Origin of the sequence: Pseudomonas agarici, from assembly GCF_900109755.1 — a bacterium.
Classification (GTDB): Bacteria; Pseudomonadota; Gammaproteobacteria; order Pseudomonadales; family Pseudomonadaceae; genus Aquipseudomonas; species Aquipseudomonas agarici.
In genome coordinates this window covers 41538-61394 of the sequence record NZ_FOAR01000016.1, presented here as the reverse complement: position 1 = coordinate 61394, position 19857 = coordinate 41538, and the positions used below count along the sequence as shown (strand labels likewise).

The following is a 19857-nucleotide window of genomic DNA, read 5'->3' as shown; positions in this document are numbered from 1 at the left end:
TTTATAACCCCATGATCCGGTCAGCACGGTGACCGCTAACTGACACGGCTGTCAGCCAAGGCCAGCGGCAGGACACAAAGTAGCAGGGCGAGCATTAAAGAAATAGCCGACATGGACGATAACCGCATGACTGCCTCTGTTTGTTCAATCGCTTGTTTTTCAAAGATATGGGTTTTGCGCAAAGTGCCATCAAGGTGCTGAGGTGTTTAATTGAATATAAAAAGTCCTACGGATATTCCGCGTTTTTCCTGTGGGGGGCTTTGAGGTGAGCTTTACTTGATAAGGGGTTCCCCATGGTTTGGGAGTACTTGATATGAAATACACGCTACCGATGTGCAGTGTCTTGTTGTTGATGGGGGTTTGTTCCAGTGTGCAGACGGCAACGCTAAATACTGGGCAGATTCGTTTTAGCGGACAAGTCGTCGAGGCCGCCTGCGAAGTGTCTTCATCGGGTTCGGTATATACCCAGGGTGTCTCCCAACGCATCCGGCTGGCGCCCGGTGTCGTGGTGTCGGTCGACACTACGGACAATGCCTGCAGCGGCGGCGCACGGCCTTTTGATGCGCATTATCAACCGTTGTCGAATGGGGCTTCCAGCACCACCACGGTCTCTCCCAAGGGCATTGTGGTGATCACGTACCTATAGAGCTGTACGTGTGGTCAAGCCTAAGCACCGCCTGGGCTGTATACAGTCGGGCGGCGCTCCCTGAAATATCCGGCGTCCAGTTGGCTCTGTGTCGATACGCTGCCGTTCAGCGTGTTCAAGTTATTGATCGGTATAATTAAAACTGCCTTTTAGTATTTCGGGGAGAGCATCTGATGAGTGTTTAACTTTAACGATTTTCATTGTTTTGTTTTTAATCTTAAACACTGTTTTGGTCACTTTTCTGTGTCCGTCGAATGACATGTTTCTCTGACGGAGGTAGATGTCCTGTTTTCGCGTTAAATCGGCTGCCTAAATAAGGCTCGGTCCGATAGTTTGATTCAAGAACCACGACTATATTGGCCGCCACCCAGAGTGATGGGTACAAACGATTAACTCGAAGGATTGTGTTCGTATGAAGAAGATTTCTCTAACGTTGGCGTTATTAGGTGCTGTCCTCGGTGTGGCAGGCTCTGCCCACGCGGCTAACGGAGGCACGCTGAACTTTACCGGCGCGCTGACCAACACCAGTTGTGACGTGTCGTCTGGGGGCGGGTCCGCCGACAATATTCCTGTCGACCTCGGGCGTGTTTCCTTTGCCGATATCGGCAATCGCACTGAATCGCGCCTGGGCACGGCCAAGGACATTGACTTGCTGGTGACCTGCCTGCAACCGGCCGCGGAAAACACCGTGCACATGTCATTCCGTCCGGCCCAGGTCGACGAGAACGACCCCTATCTGCTGACCACTTCCGGTGCGGCCCATGGGGTGGGGATCGGCCTAGTACGCCGGGAAAACGATGACTTTCTGAATATCCAGGACCCTACCGATACTATCGACGGTGTTCTCCAACCCAGTGGCAGCGGCTCCAGCGGCACCCTCGCGCTGCGGGCGGTGTTCGTGAAGAACGGTGTGCCCACGGTGCCGGGTGCGGCCACCGGTACGGTGCCTTTCGTGCTGACCTACAACTAAGTGTTTGTCTTGAGCGGAGCTGAAAAGCTCCGTTTCTTATCGGATTAGATAGGTCGCAACATGTGCAAGTTGATAACGTCGATGATCGGCATGGCGCTGGTCGTGTGGACAGGGCTCCATGCGCAAGCGGGGATAATGCTCAATACCACACGCCTGATCTATCCGGCGCAGCACAAGGAGGCTGTGCTCAGCGTCCTGAACAATAACCGCTCGACGATCTTGTTGCAGTCCTGGCTGGAGGCCGAGGACCCTGCAACTGGGGCGTTGCCCTTTGCTGTTATTCCACCCCTGGTGCCGCTATCCGGGGGCGGGCGGCAAACGGTACGGATCATTCACTCGGGTGTCGAGATGCCGACCGATCGGGAATCGCTGTTCTGGCTGAATGTCCAAGAAATACCACAGACCAGCGAGCAAGAGAATGTGCTGCAGATCGGTATTCGCCAACGGATCAAGCTGTTTTACCGCCCTCAGCAACTGATGGCCGACCCGGACCAGGCACCCGGCCAACTGCACTGGCAGCTCAAACCCGATGGCACCTTGGCGGTGCGCAATCCTGGGCCGTATCACGTCACTTTGGTGGACATCGAGTTGTTCGGCGCCGCGACCCGGCTGATACACCGCAAGAGCGCGATGCTGGCGCCCGGACAGGCGCAAGTGTTCGACTTGCCTGCTCCCCTGGCGGAGCAGCAGGCGCGACTGAGTTTCAAAAGCATTAATGACCATGGTGCAGTGGTGCCTTATCAGCTTTCCAGCCACAACTGGAAAACTGGCCAGGCCTTGTGGGTCGAGCATTAGCTTACGCGCACCGGACATCTCTCTCATTTTCAAGCTCGTCGCACTCTTGTAAGAGTTCGTGCGCGAAGGCGTTCGCCTTTAACAAATACCTTGAAACATTCAGTGAAGGTTGCAAATGGACTGGCTTTATCGAAGAACAAAGGAGGTTCTGGTGTCATCGTGTCGTGGAAAAAAGGAGGTCGCGACACGCCCTCTGTTGCGGAACGTGAACCATCCGGCGCTTGTTCCCCTGGGCCTGTGCTTGTTGATACCTGACCTGACTCTTGCGGACCCGCTCGCTTTGGCGGCGGTCGGCGAACCGGTCAGGTTCAATACCGCCTTTATCCATGGTGGCGAGCAGCCTGCGGATATCAAGGCATTCCTGGAGGGCAACAACGTCTTGCCCGGCCTCTATCGGGTGGACATCTACCTGAACCGCGTACTCAGTGCCCGCCGCGATGTGCAGTTCAGCCGTGACGCGACCAGCGGTCGCGTGGAACCGTGCCTGACCCTGGCACTGCTGCAGGACCTCGGGCTTGATCCCGAGCGTCTCCAGGCCTTGGCGCACCGGCCAGCCGAAGCTGCCCTGGAATACTGTTTCGACCTCGGCAAGCTGGAGCAGGCCAGTGTCGACTACCAACCCAATACCCTGGCGCTCAACCTCAGCGTGCCGCAGATCGCGTTACGCCGTAGCGCCCGTGGCTACCTGGCACCGGAGCTGTGGGACCAGGGAGTCGCCAGCGCCTTTATCAGCTACAGCTTCAGCGGCAATCGCCGCGAGATCGATCGCCAGAAAAGCGACAGCTATTACCTGGGCTTGCGCAATGGCTTGAATCTCGGCGCCTGGCGTTTGCGCAATGAATCCTCGCTGGTGCACTCAGACCGGCAATCCTCACGTTTCACCAGCAACCAGACCTATGCCCAGCGCGACCTGACCGCCTGGAAAGGTCAACTGACTCTCGGTGAGACCTACAGCGATTCGCGGGTGTTCGAAAGTATCCGTTTTCGCGGCGCACAGGTGGCCTCGGACGACGGCATGCTGCCCGACAGTGAGCGGGTCTATGCGCCGACCATTCGTGGCGTGGCGGAAAGCAATGCCACGGTGGAGGTTCGCCAGAACGGTTACTTGCTGTACAGCTCCAATGTACCGCCCGGGCCGTTCGAGATCAGTGACTTCTATCCCAGCGGCTCCAACGGTGACCTGCTGGTGACGGTGATCGAGGCGGATGGTCGCATCCGAACCTTTATCCAGGCGTTCGCCTCGCTGCCGTTGATGCTGCCCAAAGGCACCTTCAGCTACAGCGTCGAGGCCGGGCAATACGACAGCAACGATGATCGGGACCAGAGTCCGGGTTTTGCCAGCACCACGCTGATCTACGGGCTGAGCGAACTGATCACTGGCTACGGTGGCGTCCAATTGGCCGAGAACTTTCGGGCTAGCAACCTCGGGTTCGGAGTCAATACCGGCCTGGGTGCAGTCTCGGCGGATTTGACCCATTCGCTCAGCCGCCAAGCCACCACCGATATCGGCGGACAGAGCATGCGCCTGCGCTATGCCAATACCTTGAGTGCCACGCGGACCACCTTCGCGTTGGCAGGCTATCGCTACTCCAGCGAGCACTACCGCAGCTTTAACCAGCATGTGGATGAGCGCAGCAATCTGGCACAGAGCCAGATCGGTCGGGCTCGCGACCGTTTCGATATCACCCTCAGCCAGCCCGTGGCGGCGGGGACTTTGAGCTTTACCGCCCTTGAGCAGCGCTTCTGGAACTTGCCGGGTAAGTCCCGGCAGTTCAACGCCACCTATGGCGGGTACTGGCGGGACCTCAGCTATAGCCTGTCGGTGGATCGGACCCGGGCGATGGACGTCTATGGCCGGGTCGGAACCGACCATCAGTTCACCCTGACGCTGTCGCTGCCTTTGGGGCGTCATGAGCGTTCGACCCGTGCCTCACTGACGGCGGTACGCGACAACCAGGGTGACTCCAGTGTTATGGCTGGCTTGACCGGGCGCATCCTGGATCAGCAAGCATTCTACTCGGTGCTGGCCGGCAATGACGGCTCTGGCGCTCGTGCCGGTTCCGCCAGTGTCAATGCAACTACCTCCGTCGGGCGCTTCGAGGCTGGCTACAGCCATGGCCAGGACTTCAATAGCTGGAACATCGGTGCCCGTGGATCGCTGGTCGCCCACGCCGGTGGGGTGAACTTGGGTCAATCGTTGGGTGATAGCTTCGCGCTGGTGGAGGTGCCCGGTGTTGGTGGGGCACGGTTGAATAACTTCAGCGAGGTGAAAACGGCGGGCAACGGCTATGCCGTGCTGCCTTATACCCAGCCTTACCGGGCCAATTGGATCAGCCTGGATACTCGTGACCTGGGTGCGGACGTGGAAGTGGAGAACGCTATCGCCCAGGTGGTGCCGCGTCGTGGTTCTTCGACCCATGTGCGCTTCAACGCCAGTGCCGGTCGCCGGGTGCAGTTCGAACTGAGCCGGACCGATGGCAGCGCGTTGCCACTGGGGGCCAGCGTCCAGGATGCCGACGGCAAGCAACTGGCGGTGGTGGACCCCACCAGCCGGGCACTGGTGCTCAGTGATCGGGAGGAGGGGACGTTGCAGGTGAAATGGTCTGGGCAGAGCTGTCAGTTGCATTTCCGCCTGCCGCCGCGGGATCCGCAGTTGACCTATGACCGGATCAAGGAGGTTTGCCGATGAAGCTTTTACAGACATTGCTCCTGGCGTTGAGCGTTGCTGCGGGGCCGGTGCAGGCAGCCGTGTCCCTGAGCGACACGCGTCTGGTGTTTGACGGGCGTTTTACCGAGGTGAGCCTTGAGGCCCGCAACCGGGATCGTCAGGAGGTCCTACTGCAAGCCTGGTTGCAGGCGCCGGAAGGCTCCGAGCCTCGCTCCGGCGATCTGCCCTTTGTGCTGACGCCACCGATTTCGCGGCTGGCGCCCGACGGTCGGCAAGCCTTGCGGCTGATGTATGAGGGACGAGGAATGCCCACGGGCCATGAGTCGCTGCTGCACCTCTATGTGATGGAAATCCCTCGGCTGCGTCCTGGTGACAGTCAACTGAGCATTGCCATTCGTCAGCGGATCAACGTGTTGTTTCGCCCACCGGGACTGGTGGGTGATCCGGCGCTCACACCTGAGCGCTTGCGTTGGGTCGTGGAAGCGGATGCCGGGGGGAGACCGCGGCTGAAGGTGGCGAACCCGACGGTCTTTCATGCGGCGTTGTTGCGCCTCGAGCTGGCCGATAAACAAGGCAGTCTGCCACTGGGCGACGACCTGCTGGTACCTCCGGGAGAACAACGTGAACTCGTGGTGACAAACCATGAGCGGGCGAGCGGCGGGTATTGGCTGCGATTCAACGCCCTGACCGATTACGGTGGTCAGCGAACCTACACGGCCCGCTTCGATTTCGACAACCCTTTCAGCGCGTCGCTGGTGGGCGACGCTTCCTCCTCTGCAGAATGGACTTCCCCATGACCAAGACGCCCTACCTCGCGTGGCTGCACCCCTTGTTGCTGCTCGGACTGCTGAGCCCGGCCAGTTGTTTTGCCCTCACCTGTACCTTGCAAGGCAACGGCGCGCGGATTGCCAGCGCCGACCTGGGCAGCACCGTGGCGATTCCCGCCTCGGCCCCCAATGGCACAGTGGTCTGGCGTTCGGAGCCGATCAACTTGGCGGTCGACTGTGGCAGGGCTGGCCTGCCGGGGCCTCAGGAGGAGGTCTATATCCACCTCAATCCAGCTCATCAGGTGGTTGGCGAGGGAATTCGTGTCGGCTTGAGCCATGACGGGATCGACCACCGCCAGAGCAGCGCTCGCATCGCTACTGGCCGTAGCGTGCCGGCCTGTGTGGATGCGCATTCCTGTAGTTCGTTGAGCTTCAACCTGGGCTTTTCGGTGTTTATCGAGAAGTTCGGGCCGACACCGCCTTCGGGGGTAGCCAGCCGGTTGCAGGATTACCGGTTGTTCCAGCTCGACGGCAGCAGTGGACCGGGCAACGCTGGCGACTCGCTCAATTATGTGATCAACAATCTCGGCGGCCTGCGCTTTGTGGCCTGTGATGCCCAATTGCAGGTCATTCCCGACACCGTCGATTTCGGCCGGATCGCCATCCAGAACGTGGTGGTCGGGCAGGTGGCCGAGCGGCGAGCGTTCGCCTTGCACACCAGTCGTACCTGCGACAGCGCCTTCAGCCTGGACGCACGGCTCAAGCCGGTATCGGGCAGCTTGGTCGGCGAGTTGCTGATTCCCAACGGCAATGACGGCGTTGGCATTCGCATTGTCAGGGCGGGCGGCACGGTGATCCCCTACAATCGCTCCTTCCACCTGGCCGAGCTGCTGGGCGACACCCAGGTGGCGATGACTCAGTTCGACGCCGAACTGTTGTGGAACAGCGACCAGCCCAAGGCCGGGCCGTTCTCGGCTGGGGTGGTGGTTGATTTGTTCTATAAATGACCGTTGGCGGCGCGGACAGTGCGCTCGAAGGTATACTGCAACCCTTCGGTTCGACCTGATCCGTCCCGCTTTTTTTTCGGAGTTCCCATGACGCCCCCCGAACAACCGTCCGTTTGTGCCAACCCGGATGCAGAGCCTGTGGTTGAGGCTGAGCTTGCGGTCGGTGAAAAAACGGCTATCCCGGCCTTCAGTTTTCCGTTCAATCCGGCTGAGTTCGCTGCGGCAAAAAAAAGCGGCCAGACCTGGTACCAAAAAGGTGGCAAGGACGGACACCACGAGAGACCGGGCCGCGCTCCGAATGGCACCCGTCGATCCATGGGCAAGCGCTGAGTCCTCGACATTTCCAGTTTTTTCTTACATGAAAGACAGCTCTTTCAGGTAGAGGTATTGCTACTACTGTAGAGAAACTCTCTTGTCCTGTCCGTCTATTTCAGGCTGAGGCGCTATGTGCCTTCGAGCCTGTCTGGGCGGACGTTCCTGCTATAAAAAGGGAAGAAGCATATGGAACAAGGCAAGAGATTGACCACGGTATGTGGAATGGCCTGTCTGGCGGTGGCGATGGTGAGCGTTTCACCCTGTGCCAGCGCTTGGGACAAACAGCAAGAGACCCTTCGCTTTGGTGTCGAGGCGTTGGTTCCGCCTTTTGAAAGTCGTGATGCACAGGGGCAGTTGGTCGGTTTGAACATCGAGTTGGGTGAGGCGCTCTGTGCCGAGCTCAAGGCCCAGTGCGAATGGATCGACCAGGATTATGCGGGCATGATATCGGCCCTGCGGGAAAAGCGTTTCGACGCAATCATGCCCATGACCGCGACGGCGCAACGACGCCAGCTCATCGACTTCACCGAGCCGATGTATCCACTCCAGAGTCGCTTGGTCAGCCGCCAGGGAGACGGGCTCGGACCCACCGCCGAACGGCTCGAAGGCAAACGTGTCGGGGTATTGGCGGGCACGGTTCGCGAGGACTTCGCCAACGCCGAATGGGCGTCAAAGGGCGTTGAGATCCACCGCTATGCACTCAACAGCGAATTGATCGCCGCCCTGTTGGCCGGCGAGATCGACGCGACGCTACAGGACTCTATCGAAATCAGCGAAGCGCTGCTCAAGACACCGCAAGGTGGCGGTTTTGATTTTGCCGGGCCGCCGATTGTCGACCCACGATTGGGCGGCGGTGTGTCGATGGGGGTTCGCCAAGCTGATACCGAGCTGCGCGATAGATTGAACCAGGCGCTGAAGTCCCTCAAAGCCAGTGGCCGTTACCAGGCTATCGTGGCGCGTTACCTGCCATCTGCCGCTGCGATGGCAGCCGAACCCATGCAGTTTATTCCGGCGGCTCGGGGCATGCCGTTTTCCAAGGCTGTACGGGTGGGAGAAATGCTCTATCTCTCGGGTGTGTTGGGCTCGAACGGCAACGGCAAACTGGTTCCTGGCGGAATACGGGGGGAAATGCAGCAGGCCATGCACCTGATCGCGCAAGAGCTGGCGCGTAACGGCAGCACCATGGCGCAGGTGGCTAAATGCACGGTGATTCTGGCGGACATCAAGGACTTTGCCGACATGAACGAGGTCTATGTTCAGCATTTTCCTGCCGATCGCCTTCCTGCTCGCACCACGTTTCAGGCAGGTGGCTTGCTGGATAAGGCCAGGGTCGAAGTCGAGTGCCTAGCTTACGTTGGACCCTGAACCTGCTCAAGATCCAGGTCAGCGGCACGGGAGGATCTGTACCGCCTCGACCGGCCCACGGCGTGGCGTGGGCCGGTCGAGGCGAGTGACGCGCCGACTCCTCAGTAACTGCGTGTCGGCATCACCGAGTCCCACTCGGTCACGGCGGCGCTCTTGCTCTTCTTGTTATACAGGCACAGTTCAGTCCCTGGCTGGTTTTTCATATGAGCCTGCGGATAGAGACCATGCAGCAGCATGGCGGTGTAGCCGACCTGATCATCGAATTGTGCCGGCTTGCCCACCAGCTTCACACCCTTGAGACTGCTGGCCTTGGTGCAACTGGCGAGCACGGCCTTGTCGTAGGCAATCCAGGCATCGGCACTGGATGCCTGGGCCTGGCTTGCCAGTGCGGCGAGGCTGATGAAGATCAGGGAGAAGGTTTTCATGGTGGGTCTCCTGTCGGTGTTTACGGCAAAAAGCAGATTATGCCCGAGCCGGGCTGACTTCATAGCGCTGGATAAAGCGCATGCCGGCCCGGTCGTATAAGCGCCGGGCGGGTAGATTGTTTTCCATGACCTTGAGATCGACGAAGGCTTCGCCCCGTGACGCGAAGACCTGGAAGGCATGGCGCAACAACGCCAGGCCCAAGCCCTGGCCACGACGGCGTGGATGGATGACTAGATCCTTGATGTAAGCACTGGTCCAGCACTGGGCGACACCTGCCAGGCCGTGGTCGTCCACGGCAATCAGGCACAGCGCAGGATCGAATTCGGCATCCTTGGTGAAGCGTTCGCGCCAACTGGCGAAGTCCGCGACATACACACCATCGTCCCGATAGCCCTGTACCATCAGGTCGTGGACGGCCCTCATCAGATCCGCCCGCAGCACGCCCGGTCGAATCCCGGATGGCCATTGCGGCATCTCCAGCAAATCCTCGAGGTCCTTGCGCAACAATAGGCAGTGGCGGTCGGGCATCTCAGATACCTTGAGTGGCCACGGTCCTGGCCGCCTGGATCAGGCATTTGGTCAGTTCCGGTGAAGAGAACTTGGTCAGCACTGCGTTGGCTCCGGCCAGGCGTGCCTTCTCGCTGTTCATGGTACTGTCCAGGGAGGTGTGCAGAAGAATGTAGAGGTCCTGGAAGTCCGGGGTTTGGCGAACGGTGCGGGTAAAGGCGTAGCCGTCCATCTCCGACATCTCGATATCCGAGACCACTACGTTGATCTGTCCAGCGGTGCCTTGCAGGTCCAACAGGCAGCCGATGGCGTCCTTGGCGCTACGGGCGGTATGGCAGGTCAGGCCGAGATTGCGCAGGGTGTGTACCGATTGCTGCAAGGCCACTTGGCTGTCATCGACCACCAGGATGCGCGCGTGGCCGAGGATTTGCGCTTCTTCCATGGTCAATTCGGTCGGTGCGACTTCGATTTGCGCCGGGGCGATGACATGGATGACCTTTTCGATATCCAACACCTGCACCAGCGTGCCATCGACCTGGGTCACCCCGGTGATAAAGGAGCGTATACCGCCGGAGCCGAAGGGCGGCGGGCGGATATCGGTGGTCAGGCAATGGACGATCTTGCTCACGGCCTGGACATGCAGACCCTGCTTGGAGCGGCTGACATCGGTGACGATCAAGCAGCCGCCGTCGGGGTCCACCAGTGGACGTTCACCGATGGCACGGCTCAGGTCGATCACCGACAGCGAGGTTCCGCGAAGGGTGGCGATGCCTTTTACATGGGGGTGAGATTCGGGCAGTTTGGTCAGCGGCGGGCAGGGAATGATTTCGCTGACTTTTAGCAGGTTGATTGCCATCAGCTTGCCGCTGCGCAAGGTAAAGAGCAGAAGTGACAGTGAGTCTGCGCGGGCTTTGTTGGAGGACATAAAAACCTTCTGTTGGAAAAAGCTGCTTCAAGACGGGTTATCGACCTGAGCCGGGCGGGCTTTAGGTGAATATCTTGGAGGTTGTTGCCAGCCAGGGTGGCTTTTTTGTCACTTCAAGCCCAGGCGTTTGGCCATCCGTCCCAGGTTCGCTCGGTCCAGGCCGAGCTCCCTAGCTGCGCTGGCCCAGTTGTTTTGGTGTTTTTCCAGGCAATTGCTGATCAGTTGTCGCTGGTAGTGCTCCGTGGCCAGGCGTAGATCGACCCCGGTTTCCAAGTTCGGCGGGGCGCAGGCCTGCACCGCCGAGGCTTGAGTTGTCACCGTCGGCAAATCCAGGTCGGTAGCGCTCAATGTGAGAATCTTCGGCCGCTCCCGGCAATTGCCCAGGGCCTTCAAGGCACTACGGCCGATCAGGTGTTCGAGTTCACGGACGTTGCCCGGCCAGTGGTACGCCAGCAGCGCCGCGTGGGCATCGGGGCTCAGGCGTAAACTACCCAGGCCCATGCGCGAGCGGTTTTGCTCAAGGAAAAAGCCGCTCAGCAGCAAGACGTCGTGCCCGCGTTCACGCAATGCGGGTACGCGCAGCGGGTAGACGCTCAGGCGGTGATAGAAATCCGCCCGATAGCGTCCGCCGCGCACTTCTTCGGCCAGGTCACGGTTGGTGGCGGCGATCAGCCGCACGTCCACCTGATGTTCCCGGTCCGAGCCCAATCGCTGCAACTGACCGCTTTGTAATACTCGCAGCAGCTTGGCCTGGACGCTCAGCGAGAGCTCGCCCACCTCGTCGAGAAACAGGGTACCGCCATTGGCCAGCTCGAACTTGCCACGTCGATCGTTCACGGCCCCGGTGAAGGCGCCGCGCACGTGACCGAACAACTCGCTCTCCACCAGGGTATCGGGCAGGGCTGCGCAGTTGAGACTGATGATAGGCTTTTCCGCACGCGGCGAGGCGGCATGGATCGCCTGGGCCACCAGCTCCTTGCCGACTCCAGTTTCACCTGTGATCAGCGCTGTCAGGTGAGTGCCACCCACCAGGTTGATCTCTTCCACCAGGCGTTTGTGGGCTTTGCTCTGGCCGATCATCTCGCGATTCTGCGGGTTGCTGGCCTGGCGATAGAGTTCGGCGCGCTGATGCTCGTTCTCAGCGCGTAAAGCCAGGCGCTCGATGCGTTCGGCGGCGCTGACCGTGGCCGCCGCCAGGCTGGCGAAGGCCTGTAGTGCATCCAGTTCGATCGGCTCGAAGCGTTCCGGGTCTAGGGCATCGAGGGTCAGCAAGCCCCAGGGCCGCTCGTCGATAAACAGCGGGCAACCCAGACAATCATGGACCTCCAGGTGTTTGGTCAGGCCATCTACCAGGCCATCATAAGGGTCCGGCAATTCACTCTTGCCTTCGAAACGGGTTGGCCCGTGGCTGCCGAGCAGGATCTGGAAGCGCGGATGCTCGCTGACTTTGAAGCGGCGACCGAGAGTATCGGTACTCAAGCCATCGACGGCCAGCGGCACCAACCACTCGCCGTCCAGGCGCAGCAGCGCGGCGGCGTCACAAGGCAGTAGGGCGCGCATGGCTTCGAGCAAGCGTCGATAACGTTCGTTTTCGGGCAGTTCCCGCGAGAGATCCGATACCAGCGGCAGCAGGGTAGTCAGCAGGGATTTTGCAGTCATATTGACTCCGATGGTGTCAGACTGACTATAGAATGATTGTAGTTATTTTGACTAAGGTTATTTTAACCTATTGATTTTTAATGTTTTATTACTTGGCATGGAGTGTGAATAGTCAAAGTCAATTCAGGCGAAGCCTCAAACCCCAGGAGTTGATCCCATGCTGAGCGTTCAAGACCGTGCCATCGTCAAGTCGACTGTCCCGTTGCTGGAAAGCGGTGGAGAAGCACTGATCACCCACTTCTATCAGATGCTGCTGTCCGAGTATCCAGAAGTGCGTCCACTGTTCAATCAGGCCCACCAGGCTAACGGCGATCAGCCCCGGGCCCTGGCCAATGGCGTGCTGATGTACGCTCGGCATATCGACCAGCTCGATCAGTTGGGCGATCTGGTCGCGAAGATCATCAACAAGCACGTTGCGTTGCAGATTCTTCCAGAGCATTACCCCATCGTCGGTACGTGCCTGCTGCGAGCCATCCACGAAGTGCTGGGCGCCGAGATTGCCACGCCCGAGGTGATGAGTGCCTGGGGGGCGGCCTACAACCAGTTGGCCGATATCCTGATGGGGGCCGAAACCGCGATCTATGACGAGAAGGCCCAGGCACCGGGCGGCTGGCGTGGAGGCCGGTCGTTCAAGGTCGCGGCCAAGGTCAAGGAGAGCGCGGAAATCACTTCGTTCTACTTCGAACCGGTGGATGGCCAGGCCATCCTTGCGTTCGAGCCGGGTCAATACATTGGCCTGAAGCTGGTTGTCGACGGTGAAGAGCTGCGCCGCAATTATTCCCTGTCGGCGCTGACAAAAGTCGGACAGTACCGTATCAGCGTCAAGCGCGAGGCCGGCGGTAGAGCTTCGAACTACCTGCACGATCAATTGGCGGTCGGCCAGACCCTGGACCTGTTCCCGCCATCGGGCGAGTTCACCCTGACCACCAGCGACAAACCGTTGGTATTGATCAGCGGCGGTGTCGGTATCACGCCGACCTTGCCGATGCTAGAAGCGGCATTGGTGACCCAGCGCCCGATACATTTCATTCACTGCGCGCGCAACGGTGGCGTGCACGCATTCCGTGACTGGGTCGATGGCCTGGCCGAGCAGCATCCGCAGCTCAAGTGTTTCTACTGCTACGACGAAGATGACGGCGTGAGCCCGGCGGCGCACAAAGTCGGCTTGTTGAGCCTGGAACAGTTGGCCGAGTGGTTGCCAGAGCAGCGTGATCTGGATGCCTACTTCCTCGGGCCCAAGGGTTTCATGGGGGCGATCAAGCGTCATTTGAAGGTGCTGGGCGTACCGGAGAAGCAGAGCCGGTATGAATTCTTCGGTCCGGCAGCGGCCCTTGAATAAGCTAATTTGCCCTTGATTGATCATGCTCCCCGGTCGTTTCGGATTCCGGGTGTTCCCGGAATCCGAAAACCCCCTCGGCGGTTAATCCGCCTTTAATCAGCCTGTCGTTAATTCTCCAGGGCTGATTCCAACAGCAAACTCTGTGGCTGGCGACGTGCGCGGGAGCACTTTGGCGCGTACTCAATACGTTCAAAGATCATGAGCTGCGTGTAGACTTGCGGGCTACGGATACTGATCGGATCGACCATGCTCCGATGGCGGCCAAAGCGGCTTGTCGAAGACCACCTCGGCTTGATGCAGCCGCTGCCGGCGCTGTCTTCCAGCTGATCCAATAACGAGTCAAAGGAACACGGGATGAATGACGAAATGATGCGGCTGGGACGGGAACGGCGCTTTCTCGTCCTGCTCGGGGTGATCTGCCTGGCCTTGATCGGCGGTGCGCTCTATATGCAGGTGGTGCTCGGCGAGGCACCTTGTCCACTGTGTATCCTGCAACGCTATGCATTGCTATTCATCGCCATCTTCGCCTTCGTCGGTGCCGGCATGCGCACCCCACGCAGTCTCACGGTGCTGGAGGTGCTGGTGTGGTTGAGCGCGGTGGCCGGTACGCTGGTGGCAGGCCGGCATGTCTATATCCAAGCCTTTCCGCAAGTCAGTTGCGGGATCGATGTGCTGCAACCGATCGTCGATGGCTTACCGCTGGCGAAACTTTTCCCGCTAGGGTTCCAGGTCGACGGTTTCTGCGAGACCCCATACCCGCCGATCTTGGGCTTGTCTCTGGCACAATGGGCGTTAGTGGCCTTCGTCCTGACCGTCGTGTTGGTGCCGCTGGGTGTTTATCGCAATCGTCGACAAAACCGCTAATTCTCTGCGAAACGCCCCGGTCTTCTTGCTGAAGGCCGGGGCGTTGTGGTGTCTGCGTGCCGAGTAACGAGGCGGTGATGAGAAGCCACAAAAGGTCCGGAAAAAGTGCGACATATTGTCACGTTGTCGATGTCGCGGAGAGCGTTTGTGGCGACGATGCGGTTGTCCAATTGACAACAATTCTCAGCAAGGGCTCCTTGTCGGCTTTTGGGCCTCAGGTCACCAATAGCGCTCCTTGCAAGGGACCCAATATCTGCTAGGGACCCTATTTACCGGGGGTAAGCGCCCATCGATCGGCCATCTGGATGGCCCCAGGAACCTATCGAGCTGTCCGATAGACGAGCATATCAGAGCTTTTTGTTGCGAATGAAAAGCGATACGATTGGTATCGTTGTAAAATTGGCGAGTGATTGTTGCGCGAACGGATAAAAAATATTTCAGGATGAGACATGGTTTATAAAACGCGACATATCTACAATCGCCGCACTGAATGTCCAGCGCTGCTCATCCTTGACGGCACGAGGGCGATCGAGGGGCTCAACGGTGCCATGCGATCCCGGGTGCTGACCACCTCCAAGTATCCGCTCCAAATGGAATTGGTCTGTCACAAGGCCTTTGACCGACGAAATCGAATAAGAACTCACTGCTAGCTCCGGATGTGCCGATCAGCGATTAGCGCGAAGGGCAGGCCCTTAGTCAATTGAAGAAAAATGCCAACCCTTGGCAGGGTGAAGTGTTGGCGATCAAAACCCAACTGCATTGCGCAAGCTGCTTTAGAGGTCGTGAGATGAGTAAAACAAGGTACCCCAGATTCCTAGGCTTATTGCCGCTACTCGGCACGTTGTTGCTGGGAGGTTGCAACATGACCTTGCTCGACCCGAAAGGTCAGGTAGCACTGGACGAACGTAACCTGATCATCACTGCCACGCTGCTGATGCTGTTGGTCGTGGTACCGGTCATTCTGATGACCTTTGCTTTCGCCTGGAAATACCGCGCATCGAACAAGGATGCCACCTATGCGCCGAAGTGGAACCATTCGACCAAAATCGAAATCGTGGTCTGGGCCGTTCCGGCGATCATCATCCTGTTCTTGGGTATCGTGACCTATAAGTCGACCCACGCCCTGGATCCCTATCGTCCGCTGGAATCCGACGTCAAGCCGATCACCGTCGAAGTGGTTGCCCTGGACTGGAAGTGGCTGTTCATTTACCCGGAACAAGGCATCGCCACCGTCAACAAGCTGGTGTTCCCGGCCAAGACTCCAGTTAACTTCAAGATCACCTCCGACAGCGTGATGAACTCGTTTTTCATCCCTGGTCTGGGCGGTCAGATTTACGCGATGGCCGGTATGCAGACCAAACTGCACCTGATCTCCAATGAGAATCATGAGTACGAGGGGATTTCGGCCAACTACAGCGGCGCCGGTTTCACCGGTATGAAATTCAAAGCGACCGCAACCAGCCAGGCGGATTTCGATGCCTGGGTGGCTGAGGTCAAGAAGGCACCTAAACAGCTTGAACAAGTTGAATACGCGAACCTTTCCAAGCCGAGCCAGGACAACCCGGTCGAGCTCTATTCCAGCGTTACGCCGAACCTGTTCCAGATCATCGTCGACAAGTACGAAGGTATGAAACCAGGCAAGCCGGTCGAGCACGAGAAGAAAGAAGTCGCCGCGATACAAGGTTCGCATTCAGTTGCCGGGGCAGAGGAGTAAACGATGTTTGGTAAATTAAGTTGGGAAGCAGTGCCGTTCCACGAACCGATTGTCATGGTGACCCTTGCCGTGGTCGCCCTCGGTGGTCTGGCGTTGTTCGCGGCGATCACCTACTTCAAGAAGTGGACCTACCTGTGGACCGAGTGGCTGACTTCCGTCGACCACAAAAAGATCGGTGTCATGTACATCGTCGTGGCCATGATCATGCTGTTGCGCGGCTTCTCCGACGCCATCATGATGCGGACCCAGTTGGCCATGGCCACCGAAGGTTCGCCGGGCTACTTGCCACCTCATCACTATGATCAGATTTTCACCGCCCACGGTGTGATCATGATCATCTTCATGGCGATGCCATTCTTCACCGGCCTGATGAACATCGTCGTGCCGCTGCAGATCGGCGCGCGTGACGTTGCCTACCCATTCCTGAACTCCCTGAGCTTCTGGCTGCTGGTATCCGGTGTGGTGCTGATCAACGTTTCCCTGGGTGTCGGCGAATTCGCCAAGACCGGTTGGGTCGCCTATCCGCCGCTGTCGGGCTTGCAATACAGTCCGGGCGTGGGGGTCGATTACTACATCTGGGCGCTACAGCTATCAGGGCTGGGTACGACGCTGACCGGGGTAAACTTTTTGGCTACCGTGCTGAAAATGCGTACCCCTGGCATGAAGCTGATGGACATGCCGATTTTCACCTGGACCTGCACCTGGGCCAACGTACTGATCGTCGCTTCGTTCCCGATCCTCACTGCTACCCTGGCTCTGCTGACGCTTGACCGCTATATGGATTTCCACGTGTTCACCAATGAACTGGGTGGCAATCCGATGATGTACGTCAACCTGTTCTGGGCCTGGGGTCACCCCGAGGTGTACATCCTGATCCTGCCGGCGTTCGGGGTTTTCTCCGAAGTCATCTCGACTTTCTCCGGCAAGAAACTGTTCGGCCACCACTCGATGATCTATGCCAGTGGCGCGATCTCGGTGTTGGGTTTCATGGTCTGGTTGCACCACTTCTTCACCATGGGTTCAGGTGCCAACGTCAACGCTTTCTTCGGCCTGGCGACCATGCTGATTTCGATCCCGACGGGGGTGAAGCTATTCAACTGGCTGTTCACCATCTACCGTGGCCGTCTGCGTTTCACCAGTCAGGTCTTGTGGACCCTGGGCTTCATGGTGACTTTCGCCATTGGCGGCATGACCGGCGTACTGCTGGCCATTCCGGGCGCTGACTTTGTCCTGCACAACAGCCTGTTCGTGATCGCGCACTTCCACAACGTGATCATCGGCGGCGCGGTATTCGGCTACATCGCCGGTTTCAGCTTCTGGTTCCCGAAAGCGTTCGGCTTCAAGCTGCACGAAGGTTGGGGCAAGGCGGCGTTCTGGTTCTGGATCTCCGGCTTCTTCGTCGCGTTCATGCCGCTCTATGCACTGGGCTTCATGGGCATGACCCGTCGCCTGAACGCCAGCACCAACCCTGAGTGGATACCGTACCTGTACGTCGCGCTGTTCGGCGCGGTCCTGATCGCCTTCGGTATCGCTTCGCAACTGATCCAGATCTACGTCAGTGTGCGTGATCGCAAGCAGAACCTGGACGTGACCGGCGACCCATGGAATGGCCATACCCTGGAGTGGTCGACCTCCTCGCCACCGCCGTTCTACAACTTCGCCGAACTGCCGAAAGCCGATGGGGTCGACGCCTTCACCGAAGCCAAGGAAAACGGCACCGCGTACTCGGTTCCAAAACGCTACCAGCCGATCCATATGCCCAACAATACCGCCACCGGTCTGGTCATGGGCGCGCTGTTGACCGTCTTCGGTTTCGCGATGATCTGGCATATCTGGTGGATGGCCATCTTTGGCCTGGCCGGTACCGTGATTTATTTCATTATCCATGCCGCTCGTGACGATCAGGGCTACATGGTGCCGGTAGAGACTATCGAACGCATCGAGGCCGAGCAGCACAGAGTGCTGGTAGAGGCCAAGGCTATTGCGGCCGGTGCTCGTGTTGAAACCTCGTTGGAAAAGGCTTAAACCATGTCGAATGCAGTGACTCATGCTGGACACGCCCATGGTCATGACCATGGGCACGATGACCATCACCATGACTCGGGCGAGATGACCGTATTCGGTTTCTGGCTCTACTTGATGACCGACTGCATCCTGTTTGCGTCGATCTTCGCCGCTTACGCGGTACTGGTTAACAACGTAGCGGGTGGCCCGTCGGGCCACGATATCTTCGAACTGCCATACGTGCTGGCTGAAACCGCCTGCCTGTTGCTCAGTTCGATCACCTACGGCTTCGCCATGCTGGCGTTGTTCAAAGGCAAGAAAAGCCAGGTACTGGGTTGGTTGGCGATCACCTTCCTGTTCGGCCTGGGCTTCATCGGCATGGAAATCAACGAGTTCCACAAGCTGATCGAAGAAGGCTATGGTCCGAACCGCAGCGGCTTTCTGTCCGGATTTTTCACCCTGGTCGGGACCCATGGTCTGCATGTCACCAGCGGCCTGATCTGGATGGCCGTGATGATGTATCAGGTCTGGAAAAAAGGCCTGACGCCGACCAACACCACTCGCCTGAGCTGCCTGAGTCTGTTCTGGCACTTCCTGGACGTCGTGTGGATCTGTGTATTCACCGTTGTTTACCTGATGGGGACCCTGTAAATGGCTAATGCACACCATTCCAGTGATGCCAACCACGGCAGCGTGAAGTCGTACATGATCGGCTTTGTCCTGTCGATCATCCTGACTGCCATCCCGTTCGGCCTGGTGATGTACCCGTCGCTGCCGAAGGCCATGACTCTGTGGATCGTGTTGATCTTCGCCGTGATCCAAGTGCTGGTGCACCTGGTGTACTTCCTGCACCTTGACCGTTCCGCCGCACAGCGTAACAACGTGATTGCGTTTATCTTCGCGGCGCTGGTGATTGTCCTGCTGGTAGGTCTGTCACTGTGGATCATGTTCAGCATCCACACCTTCATGATGGCGAAGTGAGGTAGACCTGATGTCGCTCAAGCACTTTATCCAAATCACCAAACCGGGGATCATTTTCGGTAACGTGCTTTCTGTGGCAGGTGGTTTCTTCCTGGCGTCCAAGGGGCATGTCGATCTGGCTGTCTTCCTGGCTGCCATGATCGGCACTTCGTTGGTGGTGGCTTCCGGTTGCGTGTTCAACAACTGCATTGACCGCGACATCGACCTGAAGATGGAACGCACCAAGAACCGGGTGCTGGTCCAGGGGCTGATCTCCCTGAAACTGGCATTGGTCTACGCGACCGTTCTCGGCGTGGTCGGCGTGGTCCTGTTGTATCGCATCGCCAACCCGCTGGCGGCGCTGTTCGCGGTGATCGGCTTTATCATCTACGTCGGTTTCTACAGCCTGTACTTCAAGCGCAAGTCGGTTCACGGCACGCTGATCGGTAGTCTGTCGGGGGCGATGCCGCCGGTGATCGGCTACGTGGCGGTGAGCAATAGCTTCGACATGGCGGCGCTGACGCTACTGGTGATGTTCAGTTTGTGGCAGATGCCGCATTCCTATGCGATCGCGATCTTCCGTTTCAACGATTATCTGGCCGCATCGATTCCGGTGTTGCCGGTGAAACGTGGGATCCTGGTGGCCAAGAAGCACATCCTGCTCTACATTCTGGCCTTTCTCGGCGCGACGCTGATGCTGACCTTCAGTGGTTATGCCGGCATGAGCTATCTGGCTGTAGCCGCGGCCATGGGTATGTACTGGTTGTACATGGCTTGGACCGGTTACAAGGCGGTGGATGATACGGTCTGGGCACGCAAGCTGTTCGTGTTCTCGATCTTCACCATTACCGCGCTGAGCGTGATGATGTCCCTGGATTTCAAGGTGCCGACCGAGTTGTTGCTGACTTACGCACACTGAGTGACCC

19 protein-coding genes are annotated in these 19857 nt (G+C 58.5%); 15 read left to right on the top strand and 4 right to left on the bottom strand.

The genetic code is table 11. The features are described from left to right. Positions 1-313 precede the first annotated feature (313 nt). From BMX68_RS25550 to BMX68_RS15715, 8 genes are all read left to right on the top strand, one after another. Positions 314-646: a type 1 fimbrial protein gene (locus BMX68_RS25550; protein WP_074862351.1), complete on the top strand. Its 333-nt coding sequence runs from the start codon at positions 314-316 to the stop codon at positions 644-646. Positions 647-1058: 412 nt separating this feature from the next. Beyond that, positions 1059-1616, top strand: coding sequence for a fimbrial protein (locus BMX68_RS15745; protein ID WP_017132686.1), 558 nt, complete (start codon positions 1059-1061; stop codon positions 1614-1616). Positions 1617-1676: 60 nt separating this feature from the next. After that, entirely contained in the window at positions 1677-2411 is a 735-nt protein-coding gene (locus BMX68_RS15740) for a fimbrial biogenesis chaperone (RefSeq protein ID WP_039792679.1), read from the top strand. Between the two features lie 115 nt (positions 2412-2526). Beyond that, complete coding sequence (locus BMX68_RS15735) at positions 2527-5100, top strand: fimbria/pilus outer membrane usher protein (protein ID WP_081503040.1); 2574 nt, start codon at positions 2527-2529, stop codon at positions 5098-5100. Continuing rightward, entirely contained in the window at positions 5097-5876 is a 780-nt protein-coding gene (locus tag BMX68_RS15730; protein ID WP_017132689.1) for a fimbrial biogenesis chaperone, read from the top strand. Before BMX68_RS15735 ends, BMX68_RS15730 begins: the two co-directional genes overlap by 4 nt. Continuing rightward, the gene (locus BMX68_RS15725) at positions 5873-6853 is read left to right on the top strand and encodes a fimbrial protein (RefSeq protein WP_017132690.1); all 981 of its coding nucleotides are present in this window, start codon (positions 5873-5875) and stop codon (positions 6851-6853) included. Before BMX68_RS15730 ends, BMX68_RS15725 begins: the two co-directional genes overlap by 4 nt. Positions 6854-6940: 87 nt before the next feature. Continuing rightward, entirely contained in the window at positions 6941-7183 is a 243-nt protein-coding gene (locus tag BMX68_RS15720; RefSeq protein WP_017132691.1) for a hypothetical protein, read from the top strand. 171 nt (positions 7184-7354) lie between these two features. After that, positions 7355-8533, top strand: a complete 1179-nt coding sequence (locus BMX68_RS15715) for a transporter substrate-binding domain-containing protein (RefSeq protein WP_248672843.1) — start codon at positions 7355-7357, stop codon at positions 8531-8533. A 101-nt stretch (positions 8534-8634) separates the two neighbouring features. Here BMX68_RS15715 and BMX68_RS15710 read toward each other — a convergent pair whose 3' ends face one another. The 4 genes from BMX68_RS15710 to norR all read right to left on the bottom strand — a co-directional run bounded on the left by BMX68_RS15710 (position 8635) and on the right by norR (position 12050). Next, a complete protein-coding gene (locus BMX68_RS15710) occupies positions 8635-8958 on the bottom strand; it encodes a hypothetical protein (protein WP_017132693.1) in 324 nt (107 codons plus the stop codon). Positions 8959-8995: 37 nt separating this feature from the next. Beyond that, positions 8996-9487, bottom strand: a complete 492-nt coding sequence (locus BMX68_RS15705) for a GNAT family N-acetyltransferase (protein ID WP_017132694.1) — start codon at positions 9485-9487, stop codon at positions 8996-8998. Position 9488: 1 nt separating this feature from the next. After that, complete coding sequence (locus BMX68_RS15700; RefSeq protein WP_017132695.1) at positions 9489-10391, bottom strand: chemotaxis protein CheV; 903 nt, start codon at positions 10389-10391, stop codon at positions 9489-9491. A 108-nt stretch (positions 10392-10499) separates the two neighbouring features. Next, positions 10500-12050 (bottom strand): nitric oxide reductase transcriptional regulator NorR, encoded by a 1551-nt coding sequence (gene norR / locus BMX68_RS15695; RefSeq protein ID WP_017132696.1) that lies wholly within the window; start codon positions 12048-12050, stop codon positions 10500-10502. Between the two features lie 157 nt (positions 12051-12207). On the opposite strand from norR, the gene hmpA reads away from it, so the two are divergent. The 7 genes from hmpA (at position 12208) to cyoE (ending at position 19850) form a co-directional block, all read left to right on the top strand. Further along, the gene (gene hmpA / locus BMX68_RS15690; protein ID WP_017132697.1) at positions 12208-13389 is read left to right on the top strand and encodes an NO-inducible flavohemoprotein; all 1182 of its coding nucleotides are present in this window, start codon (positions 12208-12210) and stop codon (positions 13387-13389) included. 354 nt (positions 13390-13743) lie between these two features. Beyond that, the gene (locus BMX68_RS15680; protein ID WP_017132699.1) at positions 13744-14253 is read left to right on the top strand and encodes a disulfide bond formation protein B; all 510 of its coding nucleotides are present in this window, start codon (positions 13744-13746) and stop codon (positions 14251-14253) included. A 787-nt stretch (positions 14254-15040) separates the two neighbouring features. Beyond that, complete coding sequence (cyoA, locus tag BMX68_RS15670; RefSeq protein ID WP_026013251.1) at positions 15041-15967, top strand: ubiquinol oxidase subunit II; 927 nt, start codon at positions 15041-15043, stop codon at positions 15965-15967. A gap of 3 nt (positions 15968-15970) precedes the next feature. Then, the gene (cyoB, locus tag BMX68_RS15665; RefSeq protein ID WP_017132701.1) at positions 15971-17992 is read left to right on the top strand and encodes a cytochrome o ubiquinol oxidase subunit I; all 2022 of its coding nucleotides are present in this window, start codon (positions 15971-15973) and stop codon (positions 17990-17992) included. A gap of 3 nt (positions 17993-17995) precedes the next feature. Next, positions 17996-18622: a cytochrome o ubiquinol oxidase subunit III gene (locus BMX68_RS15660; RefSeq protein ID WP_017132702.1), complete on the top strand. Its 627-nt coding sequence runs from the start codon at positions 17996-17998 to the stop codon at positions 18620-18622. Further along, positions 18623-18952, top strand: a complete 330-nt coding sequence (cyoD, locus tag BMX68_RS15655; protein ID WP_017132703.1) for a cytochrome o ubiquinol oxidase subunit IV — start codon at positions 18623-18625, stop codon at positions 18950-18952. A 10-nt stretch (positions 18953-18962) separates the two neighbouring features. After that, a complete protein-coding gene (gene cyoE, locus BMX68_RS15650) occupies positions 18963-19850 on the top strand; it encodes a heme o synthase (protein WP_017132704.1) in 888 nt (295 codons plus the stop codon). Positions 19851-19857 lie beyond the last annotated feature (7 nt).